This window comes from Nocardia sp. CY15, from assembly GCF_009829295.1.
Lineage (GTDB): Bacteria > Actinomycetota > Actinomycetes > Mycobacteriales > Mycobacteriaceae > Nocardia > Nocardia sputi.
On record NZ_VUOT01000008.1, the window covers coordinates 133,721 to 151,026 of the forward strand.

At 69.1% G+C, this 17,306-nt stretch carries 15 protein-coding genes; 11 read left to right on the forward strand and 4 right to left on the reverse strand.

Annotated elements, in window-relative coordinates; all coding sequences use genetic code 11:
• Nucleotides 1-102: 102 nt before the first annotated feature.
• Entirely contained in the window at nucleotides 103-3,054 is a 2,952-nt protein-coding gene (gene uvrA, locus GVY39_RS12810) for an excinuclease ABC subunit UvrA (RefSeq protein ID WP_159923893.1), read from the forward strand.
• A 55-nt stretch (nucleotides 3,055-3,109) separates the two neighbouring features.
• On the opposite strand, the gene GVY39_RS12815 is transcribed toward uvrA, so the two are convergent.
• From GVY39_RS12815 to GVY39_RS12825, 3 genes are all read right to left on the reverse strand, one after another.
• Nucleotides 3,110-3,820 (reverse strand): alpha/beta fold hydrolase, encoded by a 711-nt coding sequence (locus GVY39_RS12815; protein WP_159923895.1) that lies wholly within the window; start codon nucleotides 3,818-3,820, stop codon nucleotides 3,110-3,112.
• Nucleotides 3,821-3,942: 122 nt separating this feature from the next.
• Nucleotides 3,943-4,284 carry a DUF1844 domain-containing protein gene (locus tag GVY39_RS12820; protein ID WP_159923897.1) on the reverse strand — a complete coding sequence of 114 codons (342 nt, stop codon included), beginning with the start codon at nucleotides 4,282-4,284 and terminating at the stop codon, nucleotides 3,943-3,945.
• 4 nt (nucleotides 4,285-4,288) lie between these two features.
• The gene (locus tag GVY39_RS12825; RefSeq protein ID WP_159923899.1) at nucleotides 4,289-4,816 is read right to left on the reverse strand and encodes a DinB family protein; all 528 of its coding nucleotides are present in this window, start codon (nucleotides 4,814-4,816) and stop codon (nucleotides 4,289-4,291) included.
• Between the two features lie 336 nt (nucleotides 4,817-5,152).
• Here GVY39_RS12825 and infC point away from each other — a divergent pair, with 336 nt between their 5' ends.
• The 9 genes from infC to GVY39_RS12870 all read left to right on the forward strand — a co-directional run bounded on the left by infC (nucleotide 5,153) and on the right by GVY39_RS12870 (nucleotide 13,985).
• A complete protein-coding gene (infC, locus tag GVY39_RS12830) occupies nucleotides 5,153-5,818 on the forward strand; it encodes a translation initiation factor IF-3 (protein ID WP_159924044.1) in 666 nt (221 codons plus the stop codon).
• Between the two features lie 58 nt (nucleotides 5,819-5,876).
• Nucleotides 5,877-6,071 (forward strand): 50S ribosomal protein L35, encoded by a 195-nt coding sequence (gene rpmI, locus GVY39_RS12835; RefSeq protein WP_043689645.1) that lies wholly within the window; start codon nucleotides 5,877-5,879, stop codon nucleotides 6,069-6,071.
• Nucleotides 6,072-6,180: 109 nt separating this feature from the next.
• Entirely contained in the window at nucleotides 6,181-6,561 is a 381-nt protein-coding gene (rplT, locus tag GVY39_RS12840) for a 50S ribosomal protein L20 (RefSeq protein WP_039797323.1), read from the forward strand.
• 40 nt (nucleotides 6,562-6,601) lie between these two features.
• On the forward strand, nucleotides 6,602-7,399 hold the full coding sequence (locus GVY39_RS12845; RefSeq protein ID WP_159923901.1) for an RNA methyltransferase: 798 nt from the start codon (nucleotides 6,602-6,604) through the stop codon (nucleotides 7,397-7,399).
• A 463-nt stretch (nucleotides 7,400-7,862) separates the two neighbouring features.
• Nucleotides 7,863-8,924, forward strand: coding sequence for a phenylalanine--tRNA ligase subunit alpha (gene pheS / locus GVY39_RS12850; protein WP_159923903.1), 1,062 nt, complete (start codon nucleotides 7,863-7,865; stop codon nucleotides 8,922-8,924).
• Between the two features lie 33 nt (nucleotides 8,925-8,957).
• Nucleotides 8,958-11,465, forward strand: a complete 2,508-nt coding sequence (gene pheT, locus GVY39_RS12855) for a phenylalanine--tRNA ligase subunit beta (RefSeq protein ID WP_159923905.1) — start codon at nucleotides 8,958-8,960, stop codon at nucleotides 11,463-11,465.
• A gap of 123 nt (nucleotides 11,466-11,588) precedes the next feature.
• A complete protein-coding gene (locus GVY39_RS12860; protein WP_159924046.1) occupies nucleotides 11,589-12,356 on the forward strand; it encodes an alpha/beta hydrolase in 768 nt (255 codons plus the stop codon).
• Nucleotides 12,357-12,395: 39 nt separating this feature from the next.
• Nucleotides 12,396-12,914, forward strand: a complete 519-nt coding sequence (locus GVY39_RS33885; RefSeq protein WP_195071654.1) for a PspA/IM30 family protein — start codon at nucleotides 12,396-12,398, stop codon at nucleotides 12,912-12,914.
• A 45-nt stretch (nucleotides 12,915-12,959) separates the two neighbouring features.
• Nucleotides 12,960-13,985, forward strand: coding sequence for a hypothetical protein (locus GVY39_RS12870; protein ID WP_159923907.1), 1,026 nt, complete (start codon nucleotides 12,960-12,962; stop codon nucleotides 13,983-13,985).
• A gap of 19 nt (nucleotides 13,986-14,004) precedes the next feature.
• On the opposite strand, the gene GVY39_RS12875 is transcribed toward GVY39_RS12870, so the two are convergent.
• On the reverse strand, nucleotides 14,005-14,505 hold the full coding sequence (locus GVY39_RS12875) for a DUF3558 domain-containing protein (protein ID WP_159923909.1): 501 nt from the start codon (nucleotides 14,503-14,505) through the stop codon (nucleotides 14,005-14,007).
• A 435-nt stretch (nucleotides 14,506-14,940) separates the two neighbouring features.
• On the opposite strand from GVY39_RS12875, the gene GVY39_RS12880 reads away from it, so the two are divergent.
• Nucleotides 14,941-17,301: a nitrate- and nitrite sensing domain-containing protein gene (locus tag GVY39_RS12880; RefSeq protein WP_236565428.1), complete on the forward strand. Its 2,361-nt coding sequence runs from the start codon at nucleotides 14,941-14,943 to the stop codon at nucleotides 17,299-17,301.
• The last annotated feature ends 5 nt before the right edge of the window (nucleotides 17,302-17,306 follow it).

A 17,306-nucleotide genomic window follows, 5' to 3' on the forward strand; every position in this document is an offset into this window, starting at 1 on the left:
CGTCGAGGTGACGGGCGGTCCGCGAAACTTGTCGGTGCTCATGCCTAGCATGGCGGCCGGGGGTATGTCCGGACGTCGAACACGAAGGAGAAGGGACGACCTGTGGCGGAACGCCTCACTGTGCGCGGAGCTCGGGAGCACAACCTCAAAGGTGTCGATCTCGACCTGCCCCGCGACAGCCTCATCGTGTTCACCGGTCTGTCCGGCTCCGGCAAGTCGAGTCTGGCCTTCGACACGATCTTCGCGGAGGGGCAGCGGCGCTATGTCGAGTCGCTCTCGGCGTACGCGCGGCAGTTCCTCGGCCAGATGGACAAGCCCGACGTCGACTTCATCGAAGGTCTGTCGCCCGCGGTGTCCATCGACCAGAAGTCGACCAACCGCAATCCACGCTCGACCGTGGGCACCATCACCGAGGTCTACGACTACCTGCGGCTGCTGTACGCGCGGGCGGGCACGCCGCACTGCCCCGTGTGCGGCGAGCTGATCGCCAAGCAGACGCCGCAGCAGATCGTGGACCAGGTGCTGGCCATGGAGGAGGGCATCCGCTTCCAGGTGCTTGCCCCGGTCGTGCGCACCCGCAAGGGCGAGTTCGTCGACCTGTTCGACCAGCTGAACACGCAGGGTTACTCCCGCGTGCGGGTCGACGGCGTGGTGTATCCGCTCACCGATCCGCCGAAGCTGAAGAAGCAGGAGAAGCACGACGTCGAGGTCGTGGTCGACCGGCTGGCGGTGAAGCCGAATTCCAAGCAGCGCCTGACCGATTCGATCGAGACCGCGCTGCGGCTGGCCGACGGCATCGTGGTGCTCGACTTCGTGGATCGCGACGAGCACGCGCACGACCGGGAGCGCCGCTTCTCCGAGCGTCTCGCCTGCCCGAACGGCCATCCACTGGATATCGAGGACCTCGAGCCGCGTTCGTTCTCGTTCAACTCGCCCTACGGCGCCTGCCCGGACTGCACCGGCCTGGGCATCCGCAAGGAGGTCGACCCGGAACTGGTGGTGCCCGATCCGGCGCTGAGCCTGAACGACGGCGCCATCGCGCCGTGGTCGCGTGGCCAGACCGCCGAGTACTTCACCAGGCTGCTGTCCGGTCTCGCCGATGCGATCGGTTTCTCCATGGACACCCCGTGGCAGGATCTGCCGCCGAAGGCGCGCAAGGCGGTGCTGGAAGGCAGCGCCGACCAGGTGCACGTGTCCTACACCAACCGCTACGGGCGCAAGCGGTCGTACTACGCGGACTTCGAGGGCGTGATGCCGTTCCTGCAGCGGCGCATGGAGAACACCGAGTCCGAGCAGATGAAAGAGCACTACGACGGGTACATGCGCGACATACCGTGCCCGGTGTGCAACGGCGCTCGGCTGCGCCCGGAGATCCTCGCCGTCACCATCGCCGCGAACGGCGACAAGAAGTCCATCGCCGACGTCAGCGATCTGTCCATCGGCGAGTGCTCCGCGTTCCTCAATTCGCTGACCTTGGGCGAGCGCGAGGCCGCCATCGCCGGGCAGGTGCTCAAGGAGGTGCAGGCGCGGCTGGGCTTCCTGTTGGACGTCGGCCTCGAGTACCTGACGCTGTCCCGCGCGGCCGCCACGCTCTCCGGCGGCGAGGCGCAGCGGATCCGGCTCGCCACCCAGATCGGCTCCGGCCTGGTCGGCGTGCTCTACGTGCTCGACGAGCCGTCCATCGGCCTGCACCAGCGGGACAATCGCAGGCTCATCGAAACCCTCACCCGGCTACGCAATCTCGGCAACACGTTGATCGTGGTCGAGCACGACGAGGACACCATCCGTGCTTCGGACTGGGTGGTCGACATCGGCCCGTTCGCCGGCGAGCACGGCGGCACCGTGGTGCACAGCGGGCCCTACGAAGAACTGCTCACCGACCCCAACTCGCTCACCGGGGCGTATCTGTCGGGCCGGGAGCGGATCGACGTGCCGCTGGTGCGCCGTCCGGTCAGCAAGAAGCGGCAACTCACCGTCGTCGGGGCCAGCGAGCACAACCTCAAGGGCGTCGATGTGGCCTTCCCGCTCGGGGTGCTCACCGCCGTGACGGGCGTCTCCGGGTCGGGCAAGTCGACTCTGGTGAACGACATCCTCGCGACGGTGCTGGCGAACCGGCTCAACGGCGCGCGGCAGGTGCCCGGCAGGCACACCCGGGTCAACGGGCTCGACCACCTGGACAAGCTGGTGCAGGTGGACCAGTCGCCCATCGGCCGTACCCCGCGATCGAATCCGGCGACCTACACCGGCGTCTTCGACAAGATCCGCACGTTGTTCGCGGCCACCACCGAGGCCAAGGTGCGCGGGTACCAGCCGGGCCGGTTCTCGTTCAACGTCAAGGGCGGTCGCTGCGAAGCCTGCTCCGGTGACGGCACGCTGAAGATCGAGATGAACTTCCTGCCGGATGTCTACGTTCCGTGCGAGGTCTGCCACGGCGCCCGCTACAACCGGGAAACCCTCGAGGTGCACTACAAGGGCAAGACCATCGCCGAGGTGCTGGACATGTCCATCGAGGAGGCCGCCGAATTCTTCGAGCCGGTCACCTCGATCCACCGCTACCTCAAGACCTTGGTGGACGTCGGGCTCGGCTATGTGCGTCTCGGCCAGAGCGCTCCGACCCTCTCCGGTGGCGAGGCCCAGCGGGTGAAGCTCGCCGCCGAGCTGCAGAAGCGGTCCACCGGCCGCACCGTGTACATCCTCGACGAGCCGACCACCGGTCTGCACTTCGAGGACATCCGCAAGCTGCTCAACGTCATCAACGGCTTGGTGGACAAGGGCAACACCGTGATCGTCATCGAGCACAACCTGGACGTCGTCAAGACTTCCGACTGGGTTATCGACATGGGGCCCGAAGGCGGCTCCGGCGGCGGCACCGTGGTCGCGCAGGGCACCCCGGAGGAGATCGCGGCCGTCGCGGACAGTTACACCGGCCAGTTCCTGAAAGAGGTCCTGAATCCGTCCCCCGCGCCGCGGAACGCCGAGAAGAAGGCTCCGGCGAAGAAGGCGGCGGCGAAGGCCACCAGGCGGGCGGTGAAGAAGACCGCGGCGGTCGGCTGACCTGTCGTCCGTGCGGCGCGGTCCGGATTCGTCCGGAGCCGCGCCGTTTTCGTCGTCAGCGGTTGGCGATGGTGTGGATCAGTTCGGCGAGTTCCTTCGGCTTGGACCACATCGGCCAGTGGCCCGTCGGCAGGTCGACGTACTCGGCGTCGATTCGGGCCAGTTCGGCGAAAATGGGGGCTTCGCCGTTGTCTCGCAGCTTCTCGACCATCTCGGCGGTCATGCTGCTGCAGATCACGGTGGTCGGGACCGCGAGCCGCGCGGCCGAATCGCTCAACCGCAGCGGTGCGGCCGCGACGGATACCGGCTCCGACACGGCGCGTTCGCGGAAGCGCGCCAGCGCGGCTTCGTCCAGGCCCGTCAAGCTGCTGCCCTCGGCCTCCAGTTCGGACCATTCCGGCAGAACCCATTCGCGCGCGGCGACGTCCAGCGCGGAGTTGATGACGAAGCCGTTCGGCAGCGGCGCGCTGTCGACGTAGATCGCCCGCCGGAACAACTCGGGGGCGCGGTCGATGGCGAGATAGGCGGGCGCCGCGCCGCCGGAGTGCGCGACGAGCACGACGGTCTCGCCCGCGGGCACCGCGTCTATGATGGCCTGTGCCTGGGACTCCAGGGTGGCCGACAACCGATCGGAGTCCGCGGCATCCAGGCCCGGCAATGTGAGCGCCTGTACTTCGTTGCCACGCCGGCGCAGATCGGGTGCGACCTCGTCCCACGCCCATGCACCGAGCCAGAATCCGGGAGCGAGAAGAATCCGAGTAGCCATGGGCTCACTGTGCCCTAATCGTTGGGAAATTTCCTAACCATCGTTGTCGCCATATGTGTTTCGTTCACAATTCCGGCCGCGCTCGGAAGTATCGGTGGGCTGGTGCCCCGAGGACGTCTTCGTCAGTAGACCGGGCCGGTGTACTTCTCGCCCGGACCTTTACCCGGCTCGTCGGGATGCGCGGAGGACTCGCGGAAGGCGCGTTGCAGTGACTGCAACCCCTCGCGGATCGGTCCGGCGTGCGGGCCGAGGTACTCCACCGACGCGGTGACGAGTCCGGCCAGCGCGGTGATCACGCGGCGCGCCTCGTCCAGGTCACGGCGCGGGCTGTTGTCCGGGTCCTCGTCGGCCAACCCGAGCTTCTCCGCCGCCGAGCTCATCAGCATCACGGCGGCGCGGCTGATCACCTCGACCGCGGGGATATCGGCCAGTTCGCGTACGGAGGCGTCGAGCTCGTCAGTCATGCCTTCAGGCTAGCGACGCCGCGCGAAGCATCCGGAGGTGGCCGATCTCCGTGACGTTCTTCATCAACTCCGCGTTCACCCAGGCCGCCAGGTGCGCGATGCTCAGCCCGGCGTCGGCGGGCCAGGGGTAGGCGGACGGGCGGTCCAGGTCGGCCTCGGTGAACCCGCCGAGCACGCGCACCCACTCGGTGTGCAGATCACGCAGGCAGGCGATGGCCGCGGCGCCGTCGCCGGGCCAGTGCACGTCCTCCCGCGCGGGCGGGGTGAGACCCTCGACGTGGTCGATGGCCGTGCCCCACCACCAGCCGATGTGCCAGGTGAGCCACCCGATCGTCGGGACGGGCACGGGGTCGGGTTCGCTGTCGGCCCAGTCCGGCCGCCACACGCCGTCGGCGCCGGGGCGTACCGTCCAGGTGAGTTCGGCGGGTTCCCAGAGGAAATCCTCGGGCCGCAGCGCGTCGAAATGGATCCCGGCGAGCGACCAGGTCAGGTCGAATTGCCATCGAAGCAGGTCACGGCGTGATGTGAGCACCGGGGGAGGGTGGCACGCGGGTGCGGGCCGGGCAAGGCATTTTCGACCCGATTCGGCGATAGCCGAACGGAATGTTAGACTTTCCGCCGACGACCGCCCCGGGCTTGCCTCGGGGCTGATAAGTGGAGCCCGACTCCCACCGTTGCCGACGAGTCATCGTACGGTCCAGCGGTCCGGTCATCCGCCCGAGAGGGCGGGTTTCTCGTGCCGGAGTTCTCATGGAGAACCCGAATCACGAGGGTCGACGCGAGTTCGCTCGTGGTCGGCGATCGGTCGACATCGGGCCTCGTGCGGAATACCGCACCGGGGCCTTCGTGTTGAACAGGGGTTGCAGTTATTGCGCGCGGTCGTCCGACGACACCGCTTGACCTAGGAGGCCCCATCAGCACTGAGACCCGCATCAACGATCGCATCCGAGTTCCCGAGGTCCGGCTCATCGGACCTGGCGGCGAGCAGGTTGGGATCGTGCGTGTTGAAGATGCACTACGCGTCGCCCTCGAAGCCGACCTCGATCTGGTCGAGGTGGCACCCGATGCCCGTCCGCCGGTCTGCAAGATCATGGACTACGGCAAGTTCAAGTACGAGACGGCGCAGAAGGCGCGCGAGTCTCGGAAGAACCAGCAGCAGACGGTGATCAAGGAGCAGAAGCTCCGCCCGAAGATCGACGACCACGACTACGAGACCAAGAAGCGCAATGTCGTTCGCTTCCTCGAGGCCGGGTCCAAGGTCAAGGTCACGATCATGTTCCGGGGACGCGAGCAGTCCCGGCCCGAACTCGGCTTCCGGCTGCTGCAGCGGCTGGCATCCGACGTCGCCGAACTGGGTTTCGTGGAAACCTCGGCCAAGCAGGACGGTCGCAACATGACCATGGTCCTCGCCCCCCACAAAGGTGCGAAGACCCGGGTGAAGGCGCAGCAGGAGTCGGGTCCGCGCCCGGCGCCCAGTGCCGCCCCGGCCGGTCAGCCCGCTGCGGAGCAGGCCGAGACGGCCGGCCCGCAGTAACACCGATCAGAACACCGGCGACCCGCCCCGGCCGCCGGGACGACAGATAGAGGAATCCATGCCGAAGATGAAGACGCACAGCGGCGCCTCGAAGCGATTCAAGGTGTCCGGCAAAGGCAAGCTGCTTCGCCAGCAGGCGAACCGTCGCCACCTGTTCGAGCACAAGCCCACCCGCCGGACTCGTCGTCTGGACGGCGTGGAAGTAGTGGCCCCCGCCGACGTCCGTCGCGTGAAGAAGCTTCTCGGTATCTGATCGCGCCCGGCGCGGACCGACAAGCACACCGCGACCGGAGCAACCCCGTCGCCACCCCGACCCATTTCCGGGCGCTGCCCCGCGCCCCCAGATCGAACAGGACTGACCAGTGGCACGCGTCAAAAGGGCCGTCAACGCTCAGAAGAAGCGCCGTTCCATCCTCGAGGCCTCCAAGGGCTACCGCGGCCAGCGCTCGCGGCTGTACCGCAAGGCCAAGGAGCAGCAGCTGCACTCGCTCACCTACGCCTACCGGGACCGCCGGGCGCGCAAGGGTGACTTCCGCAAGCTGTGGATCGCGCGCATCAACGCCGCCGCGCGGATCAACGACATCACCTACAACCGCTTCATCCAGGGCCTGAAGGCCGCCGGTGTGGAGGTGGACCGCAAGATCCTCGCCGAGCTCGCGGTGTCGGACGCCGAGGCGTTCGCCGGGCTCGTCGCGGTCGCGAAGGCCGCCCTGCCGCAGGACGTCAACGCGCCGGCTGCCTGAGCCGCATCCGTTGGCACACGGACAACTCTCGGAACGACCCGTGGAAGCGCTCAGCGAGCGCAATCCACGGGTCGTTTCCGCTGTCAAGCTGCAGCGCGGCGCACAGCGTCGGAAAGCGGGACGATTCCTCGCCGAAGGCGCCAACGCCGTCGCGGCAGCGCTGGAGACCGCGCGCGTCCACGAACTGTTCTATTCGAAAGCCGCCGCCGAACGCGACCACGCGCTGATCGCGGAGGCGGCCGCGACGGGCGTGCGCACCACGCTGGTCAGCGATCGAGCGGCGCAGCATCTCGGTGAAACGGTGACGGCGCCGGGATTGGTGGCGGTCTGCGATCTGCTCGACGTGCCCCTTTCCCGAATCCTCGACTCGGCGCCGCGAATGCTGGCCGTTCCGGTCGAGATGGCCGAGCCGGGGAACGCGGGCACGCTCGTGCGGGTCGCCGATGCCGTGGGCGCCGACGGCGTGGTGCTGGCGGGCGACACCGTCGATCCGCACAACGGCAAGTGCGTGCGCGCCAGCGCGGGCAGCATCTTCCACGTGCCGATCGCACGGCACCGCGATGTCGGCGAGACGCTGGATGCGATCGCCGCGGCGGGCATCACCATCCTGGCGACCGCGGCGAACGGCGAGGTCGATCTCGACGACGCGGACGAGTTGTTCACCGGCCCGGTGGCCTGGTTGTTCGGCAACGAGGCGCACGGGTTGGACCCGGCCGTCGCCCGGCGCGCCGACCACCGCATCCGCATTCCGATCCGCGGCCGCGCCGAGAGCCTGAATCTGGCGACGGCCGCCGCGATCTGCCTCTACGCGAACTCGCGCGTCCGCTACTGTGTTTGATCTGCCACCTGCGGCGCGACGTGTTGGCGGCTCCCTTGTGGCTCGTGTCCGAGCGGCCGCCGCTTGCTCCTTCGTCATGTACGCGGCGGCCACTCGGACGCGAGCCGGGCCGCGAGCGGACAATGGTCGGTCTCGCTGCGCTCGAGACCGCGGGTTGGGCTAGGGGTGCGCTGTGCACCCGGCGGGCGCATCGGCGATCCGGACCATGCAGCCCACCTGCGGTCCGGGTGCCGAGACCTCGGTCGCAACGCGCAACCGGCGACCTCGCCGATCCGCCCGCGCGCTGGTGCCCGCAGGCCGCGGATGGGCAGATCGGCACAGACTGAACAGACCGCTCGGTCCGCGTTAGCGGGTAATCCGCGTGAATCGCCACCGAGGTATCGAATACGATTCGACCAGCAGCAATGCGGGATGGCGATCAGCCGTGCCCGCGGACCGATCCCGAGGGGAGAGACGGAGCATCGTGGCCGACGACATCGAGGCAGTCGAGCAGAGCGCAGCGCTGACCGAGGAGGCACTGGCCGCGGCCGCGGCGGCCGCCGAGAAGGCGTTCGCCGCTGCCGCCGACCTGGATGCGCTCGCGGTCGCGAAAACCGAGCACCTCGGCGGCAAGGCGCCGCTGGCCCTGGCGCAGCGTGCGTTGGGCAGCCTGCCCAAGACGGAGAAGGCCGACGCGGGCAAACGGGTCAACGTCGCCAGGGCCAGGGTGTCGGAGGCGTTCGAGGCCCGCCGCGCCACGTTGCTGGCCGAGCGCGATGCCGCCGTACTGGTCGCCGAGACCATCGACGTGACGCTGCCCGCCCGCCGCACGGCCGTCGGCGCCCGGCACCCGATCACGGTCATCTCCGAGCAGATCGCCGACGTGTTCGTCGCGATGGGCTGGGAGGTCGCCGAAGGCCCCGAGGTGGAGACCGAGCACTTCAACTTCGACGCGCTGAACTTCCTGCCCGACCATCCCGCCCGCACCATGCAGGACACCTTCCACATCGCGCCGGAGGGCTCGCGTCAGGTGCTGCGCACGCACACCTCTCCGGTGCAGGTGCGCTCGATGCTGGAGCGGGACGTGCCGATCTATGTGGTCTGCCCGGGCCGCACCTTCCGCACCGACGAGCTGGACGCCACGCACACCCCGGTGTTCTCACAGGTCGAGGGCTTGGCGGTGGACAAGGGCCTGACCATGGCGCATCTGCGCGGCACGCTGGACGCGTTCGCGAGGGCATTGTTCGGGCCGCAGACCCGCACCCGCATGCGCCCCAACTACTTTCCGTTCACCGAGCCCTCCGCCGAGGTCGACGTGTGGTTCCCCGACAAGAAGGGCGGCGCGGGATGGGTCGAATGGGGCGGCTGCGGCATGGTGAACCCGAAGGTGCTGATCGCCAGCGGGATCGATCCCGAGGTGTACAGCGGGTTCGCGTTCGGCATGGGCCTGGAGCGGACGCTGCAGTTCCGCAACGGCATCCCGGACATGCGCGACATCGTCGAAGGCGACGTGCGTTTCACGCTGCCCTTCGGCATCCGGTCCTGACCTCACCCTTCGATCGAGAGAGCGAAACGTCAAGTGCGAGTAGCGCAGTCCTGGCTGACCGACATCATCCAGCGCACCACCCCGGAGTGGTCGGTGACGCCGGAGGAGCTCGACGCGGGATTCGTCCGGGTCGGGCTCGAAGTCGAAGAGGTCGACAAGCTCCAGCGGGTCGCGGGCCCGGAGGGCGGCGAGGCGCCGCTGGTGGTCGGCCGGGTCGCCGAGATCACCGAGCTGACCGAGTTCAAAAAGCCGATCCGCTTCTGCAAGGTGGACATCGGCAAGCCCGAACTGCAGGAGATCATCTGCGGCGCGAGTAATTTCGAGGTCGGTGACCTCGTGGTCGTGGTGCTGCCCGGCGGCGTACTGCCCGGCGGATTCCAGATCACCTCGCGCAAGACCTACGGCCACGTCTCCAACGGGATGATCTGCTCGGTCGCCGAACTCGGCATCGGCAAAGACCATTCCGGCATATTGGTGCTGGAACCGGGCACCGCCGAGCCGGGCACCGACGCCAACGCACTGCTCGGTCTGGACGACACCGTCATCGAGCTGAACATCACCCCCGACCGCGGTTACTGCTTCTCGGTGCGCGGCTTGGCGCGCGAACTGGCGTGCGGTTTCGATCTCGAGTACGCCGACCCGGCGGTGCGGACCCTGCCCGACCACGAGCAGCAAGCCTGGTCGATCCAGGTCGAGCCGGACTCCCGGTGCACCCGTTTCGCGGCGCGCCGGGTCACCGGCGTCGACCCGAAGGCGGTCAGCCCCTGGTGGTTGCAGCGCAGGCTGTTGCTGTCGGGCGTGCGCCCGATCTCGCCCGCGGTGGACGTCACCAACTACGTCATGCTGGAACTCGGGCAGCCGCTACACGCTTTCGACGCGGACAAGTTGTCCGGCGGGTTGGTGGTCCGCACCGCGAACCAGGGCGAGAAGTTGCGGACCTTGGACGACGTGGAGCGGGCGCTCGACGCCGAGGACGTGGTGATCGCCGACGATTCCGGCGTCATCTCGCTTGCCGGTGTGATGGGCGGGGCGAGCACCGAGGTCGGTGCGGAGAGCACCGACATCCTGCTCGAAGCGGCCACCTGGAATCCGCTGCTGATCTACCGGACCGCGCGCAGGCACAAGCTGGTGTCCGAGGCCGGTAAGCGCTACGAGCGGGTCGTCGATCCGGAGATCAACGTCGCCGCGCTCGATCGGGCCGCCACCCTGCTCGCCGAAATCGCCGGTGGCACCGTCGAACCCGTGCTGACCGACGTCCGGGTGCCGGTGGCGGCTCGCGAGCCCATCCGCATCGACATCGACTTGGCCGACCGCGTCGCTGGCGTCATCTACCCCACCGGGACCTCGGCGCGCCGCCTCGCGCAGATCGGCTGCGTTGTCGAGGTCGGCGTCAGCGACAGCGGACACGGTCAGCTGGTCGTGACGCCGCCGAGCTGGCGGCCCGATCTGGCCCAGCCCGCCGACCTGGTGGAGGAGGTGCTGCGCTTGGAGGGGCTCGAGCAGATCCCCTCCGTGCTGCCCGCCGCACCGGCCGGGCGCGGGCTCACCCCGGCCCAGCGCCGCCGCCGCGCCGTTAGCCGTGCGCTGGCGTTCGCCGGCGCCGTGGAGGTTCCGCCGCCGGCGTTCCTGCCCGCCGGGGTGTTCGACATCTGGGGCCTGGATGCCGACGACCCGCGTCGCGCCACCACCAAGGTGCTGAACCCACTCGACGTGGAGCGTTCCGAATTGGCCACCACGCTGCTGCCCGGCCTGTTCGAGGTGGCCGCCCGCAACATCTCGCGGGGCGCGCGTGATCTGGCCATCTACGGCATCGCGCAAGTCGTGCTGCCCGGAGCGAAGACCAAGGCGGTCGAACCGCTGCCGGTGGACCGCCGCCCCACCGACGACGAGATCGCCGAGTTGGTCGAATCGCTGCCCGAGCAGCCGGTGCACGTGGCCGCCGTCCTGACCGGTCGCCGCGAGCCGCGCGGGCCGTGGGGGCCGGGCCGTCCGGTGGAGGCCGCCGACGCCTTCGCCCTGGCCGACGCCGTCGGCGACGCGGCGGGTGTGACGATCGAGCGCCGTCCGGCGGCTCATCTGCCCTGGCACCCCGGACGCTGCGCCGAGCTGGTGGTCGACGGAACTGTCGTCGGCCACGCGGGTGAACTGCACCCAGCCGTGCTGGAACGTTCCGGTCTGCCGCCGCGCACCTGCGCCGTCGAGCTCGACCTCGACGCGTTGCCGCTGCGGGAAACTCGGCCGGTTCCGACGGTGTCGCCGTTCCCTGCGGTGCTCCAGGACGTCTCGGTGAGCGTCGAGAAGTCGATTCCGGCCGCGTCCGTCCAAGCCGCGCTGCGCACCGGCGGTGGCGAGTTGCTGGAGGACATCGCGCTGTTCGACGTGTACGAGGGCGCTCAGGCGGGCGAGGGACGTAAGTCGCTCACCTACGCCCTGCGTTTCCGGGCCCCCGACCGGACCCTCACCGAAGACGAGGCGAGTGCGGCGCGGGACGCGGCGGTCGCGGCGGCGGCCCAGGCCGTCGGTGCGGTGCTGCGCGGCTGACCGCCTGCTTTCCCGACCGACGAGACCGTGCGGCAGGTGTGACCCGCACGGTCTTCTCGCCCGGCTGGTTCTCCCACCACCCGCCTGATGCCGCCCCGCTTCCGCAGGAGTAAGAACGTGGACATGCGACATCCGGCTCGTCCGATCCTGAACGCGCTGACCTACCTGCCGGAGCGGATGGTGCTGCAGACCCCGGCGCTGCTCGGCATGGACTACACCGAGCTGTCCATGCCGACTTCGGACGGGGAAACCGTGCACGGCTGGTGGATGCCCGCCCGGCATTCGGCCGGACACATCCTGTTCGCGCACGGCAACGCGGGCAACATCGGTGACCGGGTGCCGATCTTCGCCTTGCTCACCGAGGCCGGGTTCGACGTGCTGGCCTTCGACTACCGCGGGTACGGACGCAGCACCGGGAAACCGACCGAGCACGGCACCTACCTGGACGCACATGCCGCGCGCCGGGCGCTGCTGGCGCAACCGGGCGTCGATCCGAGCCGCGTGCTGTATCTGGGCAAGTCCCTCGGGGGTGGCGTCGTGCTCGAGCTGGCGCAGCACCATCCGCCGGCCGGGGTGATGCTGATGTCCACCTTCAGCGGTCTTCGCGACGCGGCTCGCTCGGTGTATCCCTTCCTGCCGGCACCGCTGGTCCCGAACGCCTATCCGAACGAACGCCGTATTCGCTCGCTGCGCGCTCCGGTCCTGATCATGCACGGCGACCAGGACGAATTGCTGCCGCTGCGGCACGCGCAACGGCTCTACGCCGCGGCGCCGCAGCCGAAGCGGCTGGTCGTCTTTCCCGGCGCGGGGCACAACGACCTGATCCTCGTCGGCGGTTCGATGTGGTACGACCTCGTGCGCGATTGGGCGGGCGCGCTCGTGCGGTCGTGAACGGCGCGTGGTCCGGTCCCGGCTGCGTAGCCTGGCGGTATGAGTGACAACAGCGATATCGCTAGCCGGTTGGCCGGGCTGCCCGACAGGGAACTGGCAGGTGTGCTGCTGGTCGCGACGGCCGGGCGCCCGGGGTTCGGTGCGGTTCACGCGGCGCTGGTCGGGTTGGTGGAGACCGGTGAGGTAGGAGCCGCCTCGGATGTGACTCCTACCACCCCAGCCGGAACCGCCCCGGCTCCTGGGTCGCTGCCGGAGGTATCCGGCCAGGTCGGCGGCCCTTCCGCGGTACCAGCGGTACCGGTACCGCTGCCCGGTACGCCGCCGCCCGCCACGAGCGGCGGGTATTCGGCCACCGGCGTTCCTACCTTCGAGTCAGTTCGCGATAAGGTCGAGCAGCGCTATGGCACCGCGCAGGGGATGGGTGAACTCGACCGGCAGACTCCCGCGGGCCGCAGTGTGGACGAACAATGGCAGGCACGCGAGAAGGCCGCGCGCGAGCGCTTGGACCGGATACGGAAGTCGGTGCACGGCGACGACGCCGACCCACAGCAGCCGTGATCCGGGCCGGCCGTGCCGGACGACGACTGTGATGGGTGGAATTCGATGAGCGAGCCGCGTGAGATCGCCGAACGGCTACTGGACGCCCAGGTGGAATTCTTGCTCGCGGAAGTGACCGGTGAGCGCTTCGCGGAGGTGGTCGCACGCGACACCGAGGCCGTGCTCGCGGTCGCCGACACACTCGTCTTCCGGGACGTCGTCGAGATCGGCCAGGCCAAGCAGACCGTCCGCACCATCGTCGAGCTGATCGGCGGGAGTCCGGTGATCGCGGACATGGTCGGTGTGTTCGCCGACTCCATCTACGACCATATCGCCGCCAACCACGACTACACGCTCGGCGAGGTGGTCGACCGCGAGCCGGTCGAGGCGCTGCTGGAGAAGATCTTCGGCATGCATCAGGCGCAGGAGCGCATTCTGGACCGGCTCACCGAGAGCCCGCTGGTGGCCACGGTCGCGTCGAAGTTCGTCGACAAGCTCATCAACGATTTCATGCAGGCCAATCGGGAGCGTGCCGAGAAGATCCCGGGCGTCTCCTCGCTGATGTCGCTCGGCCAGTCCGCGGCCAATCGCGCCAAGAAGGTCGCCGCCGACAGCACGTTCGTCGGCGATCTGGCGGGCAAGGGCGCGCTGTTCGCGCTCAAGCGCACCAACAACGCCATCCGCGAGATGCTGCGCGACGCGCCGGTGCACGACGCCGCGATGGAGTTCTGGGACCTGCACGCCGACGAACCGGTCAGCGGGCTGCGCCGGTACCTGACCCAGAAGGACCTCAACGAACTCGTGCTGCTGTGCTACGAGATCGCCGTCACCACCCGCGAGAAGGAGTACTTCGGCCTGCTCCTGGACGAGTGCGTGGAGGTGTTCTTCACCAAGTACGGCGATTACACCCTGGCGGCCATGCTGCCCGAACTCGGGCTCACCGGTGACGACATCGTCGCAGAGATCCTGCGCTACGGACCGGCGGTCATCGAGGGCGCGAAGCGGGATGGCGTCCTCGCCGGGCTGATCCGTGAGCGCCTGGCTCCCTTCTACAGCTCCGACGAGGTGCTCGGCATCCTGGGCTCTGTCTGATCTCCAGCGGCGCGCTGCGCTACCTCGGCAGTGCGGGGACGATCGCTTCGCCGATGCTCGCCAGGCGATCGCAGGGATTCTGGTCCGCGGACTTGTTGACCAGTGTCAGTTGCAGCAATCCCTGGCGAGCGGGGAACAGCACATCGCACATCTGGTCTCTGGCGGCGTCGTCGACTCGGAACTGGCGTCCGGGTCGTCCGGCGATGGTGACTTCCTGGAAGTCGACATTGCCCGGTTTCCGCTCGAACTCGGCCACGGACGCGCTGTTGGAGAACACCCCGAGGGTGAAGTCCGCGCCCTTCCATCCGCAGATCTCCCAGCCGGGCTGCTTCGCCCCGCCGACGCCGACCTGCTTGCTCGCCGGATCGAGTCCGGCGCTCGTCAGCGCGGTGTCGGGGATGCCCGTGCAGGGATCGAACAACTGGGTGGCCGTGCCAGCGGCCTGCGTGGTGGTCGTCGCCGGTGACCCGCCGGACTCGTCGCCGCAGGCGGCAGATCCGAACGCAAGTGCTATTGCCAAGGGAATCAACGTAATTCGGTGCGCCATCCAGCCCTCTTGCCCTCCGATGTATCGCGCCGGACTGTATCAGAATCGCGCCGAGGGGTTTCGGGGCGGGCGAACGCGGGTAACAGGCAGCCTGACTCGGCGTCTACCCCCTCCGGGTGGAGGCCGGATTCGTCGCGCCCGGTAATCCCTCGTTGCCAGTGTGTTTAGAAGTCCGCACAGTGTCCGGTTTGCCCGAATTTCGCGTTGACACCGGGAAGGCCCTGTGAAAGTTTGCCCCTGATTTCCGTGTCCTCGTCGTGCAGCGGTCACGGCGGCCGATCGGAGGAGCAGAGGGTGGTGCGGTCACGTCGACGACCGGAATTATCCGGCGGCACACGGTTATCCACGCCCGGCCGATGGCAGGGGGCGGGCAGCGGAATCGTCCGCCCCCGCACCATTCGCGGACAGTTGGCTCGAATCCTCGTCGTCCCTTTGGTACTGGTGCTCACGCTGCTGGGCGCGATGGTCGCGCGGGAGGTCGACGCGTACCGCGGGAGCCGGGACACGGCGGCTGCGGTATCGCTGGCGCTGGCGGTGCAGAAACTGGTGCACGAGACGCAGCGCGAGCGCGGCCTGACCAACGGACTGCTCGGCGGCGACGGGCGATTGCTCCAGCCCGTCGCCGACCAGCGCGGCGCGGTCGACCGTGCGCTGCGCGAGCTGCGGCGTGCGATGACGGACAACCCGCCCGGCGCGGAACCGGTGCGCGCGGCCGCCCGGCCGCTGACCGACCTGGACGCGACCCGCGCCCGGATCGATGAGCGGCGAACGGCCCGTCACGCGGCCTTCCAGTACTACACCGACGCCATCGACGCGCTGAACCACTTGTCCCTCGGTCTGGACCAGGCCGCCGATCCGGCGGTCCGGCACGGTCTGCAAGCGTTGTACGCGCTGGGCGAAGCCAAGGAGCAGACGGCGCGGGAACGCGGCTTCCTGAACGGCGTCTTCGCCGCCGGCGCTTTCGGGCCGGGTGAGTACGTGCAGTTCCTCGACATCCGGGCGGCCAAGCTGGCCGCTCTGGCCGCGTTCGCCCGCTATGCCACCGCGGCTCAGCAGGCGCGGTTGGACGCCGTGCTGGACAGCGACAGCGCGGTCCGGACCGCGGAGTCGGAGAACATCGCGATCGCCTCGAGCGCCGGACCGCTGGTGCGTCCGGTCGACCCGATCACCTGGTGGGCCGGGATGACCGGGGTCATCGATGAGCAGCGCACCGTGCAGCAGGCGGTCGGCGCCGACATCGGCTCGCGCGCGGAGGTGTTGCGCCGCAACGCCGCCTCGATCCTGGGCGCGTTCGTGCTCGCCGCGCTGGCGGCGATCGCGGTGGAAGTGGCGCTGGTCGTCTCCGCGGTGCGCGCCATCGTCCGGCCTTTGGCCATGCTGGCCGCGGACGCCGACGACGTATCGAGCCGGCGGCTGCCCGACGTGATCGCGGCCTGGCGCACCGGCCACGACACCCGCCCGCCGGACCCACCCGCACCGGTGCGGACACCGGCGGGTGCGAGCGTCGAGATCGCCGCCGTGGCAGGAGCTTTGGATCGGGTGCAGTCCACCGCCTTCGACCTCGCGTCGGAGCAGGCGCTGGTGCGCCGCAACACCACGGAGTCGATGGTCGGCCTGGCCCGCCGCAGCCAGAATCTCGTGCGCCGCCAGCTCGGTCTGATCAGCGAATTCGAGCGGGAGGAGCTCGATCCCAAGGCGCTGTCGAACCTGTTCGAACTCGACCATCTCGCCACCCGACTGCGCCGCAACGCCGAGAGTCTGCTCGTGCTGGTCGGCGAGGCCAGCCCGCGCCGCTGGGCCGAACCCATCCCGCTCAGCGACGTCATCCGCGCGGGCCTGTCCGAGGTGGACGACTACCGCAGAGTGGTGCTGCGCCGGATGGACGAGGTGCTCGTCACGGGCGCGGCGGCCAGCGAGCTGGCACACATGCTCGCGGAGCTGATCGAGAACGGACTCGCCTTTTCCCCACCGGATCTCGAGGTCGAGATCTACGGGCGCGCCGGGCCGAACGGATATCTGCTCGCGGTGGTCGACCACGGCGTCGGCATGCCCGCCGAGCACTTGGCACAGGCCAACGCACGACTGCGCAGCGAACAGGATTTCGTGGTCGCGCCGACCCGCCATCTGGGCCACTACGTCGTCGGCAGGCTCGCCGAGCGGCTCGGCATCGAGGTCGACCTGAGCGCCTCGCCGGTGAGCGGCATCGTCGCGCGTCTGACGCTGCCGTCGGCCATGCTCGAAACCGGACAGGTACAGCGCGACGACCCGAGCGAGCCCGCGCCACGCGTCGCTGCGCTCCCGATCGGTTCGAGTTCGCCGAGACCGCGTCCGTCCGTTGCCGAAGCGACCGTGGCTCGCGCACCGGCTCGATCCAGGACGAACGCCGGGTCGTCGGCGCAGACCCAGCTCGTCGCACCGCGAACGGAACCGGCGGCTGCGCCGTGCGTCGCGGCCCTCGACTCGAGCAGCCCGGCAGCGGGTTCCGAATCCGTGCTGCGGCACACCAAGAACGGCTTGGTCAAACGCAACAAAAAGGCCCGCGCTGCCGCTACCGGTCCACGGCCCGGCACGGTGCCGCGATCGGAGCCCGCACCCGCGGTCGAGCGCTCACCCGAGGAGATCCGCGGCATGCTGTCCGCCTTCCGATCGGGCTATCAGCGTGGCGCGCCCGGAAGGCACGCCGCCACCCCGCACGACGACGTCATCCGCGCCGCCGATACGGCGCACGAATTCCAGCCCGCCGCCACCATGGCAGAGGAGATCCGGTGACCACC

Coding starts and splice junctions, on each gene's coding strand:
- GVY39_RS12815 (WP_159923895.1), bottom strand. CDS start 3,820: ATGGCTACTCGGATTCTTCTCGCTCCCGGATTCTGGCTCGGTGCATGG.
- GVY39_RS12820 (WP_159923897.1), bottom strand. CDS start 4,284: ATGACTGACGAGCTCGACGCCTCCGTACGCGAACTGGCCGATATCCCC.
- rpmI (WP_043689645.1), top strand. CDS start 5,877: ATGCCGAAGATGAAGACGCACAGCGGCGCCTCGAAGCGATTCAAGGTG.
- GVY39_RS12860 (WP_159924046.1), top strand. CDS start 11,589: ATGCGACATCCGGCTCGTCCGATCCTGAACGCGCTGACCTACCTGCCG.
- GVY39_RS33885 (WP_195071654.1), top strand. CDS start 12,396: ATGAGTGACAACAGCGATATCGCTAGCCGGTTGGCCGGGCTGCCCGAC.
- GVY39_RS12870 (WP_159923907.1), top strand. CDS start 12,960: ATGAGCGAGCCGCGTGAGATCGCCGAACGGCTACTGGACGCCCAGGTG.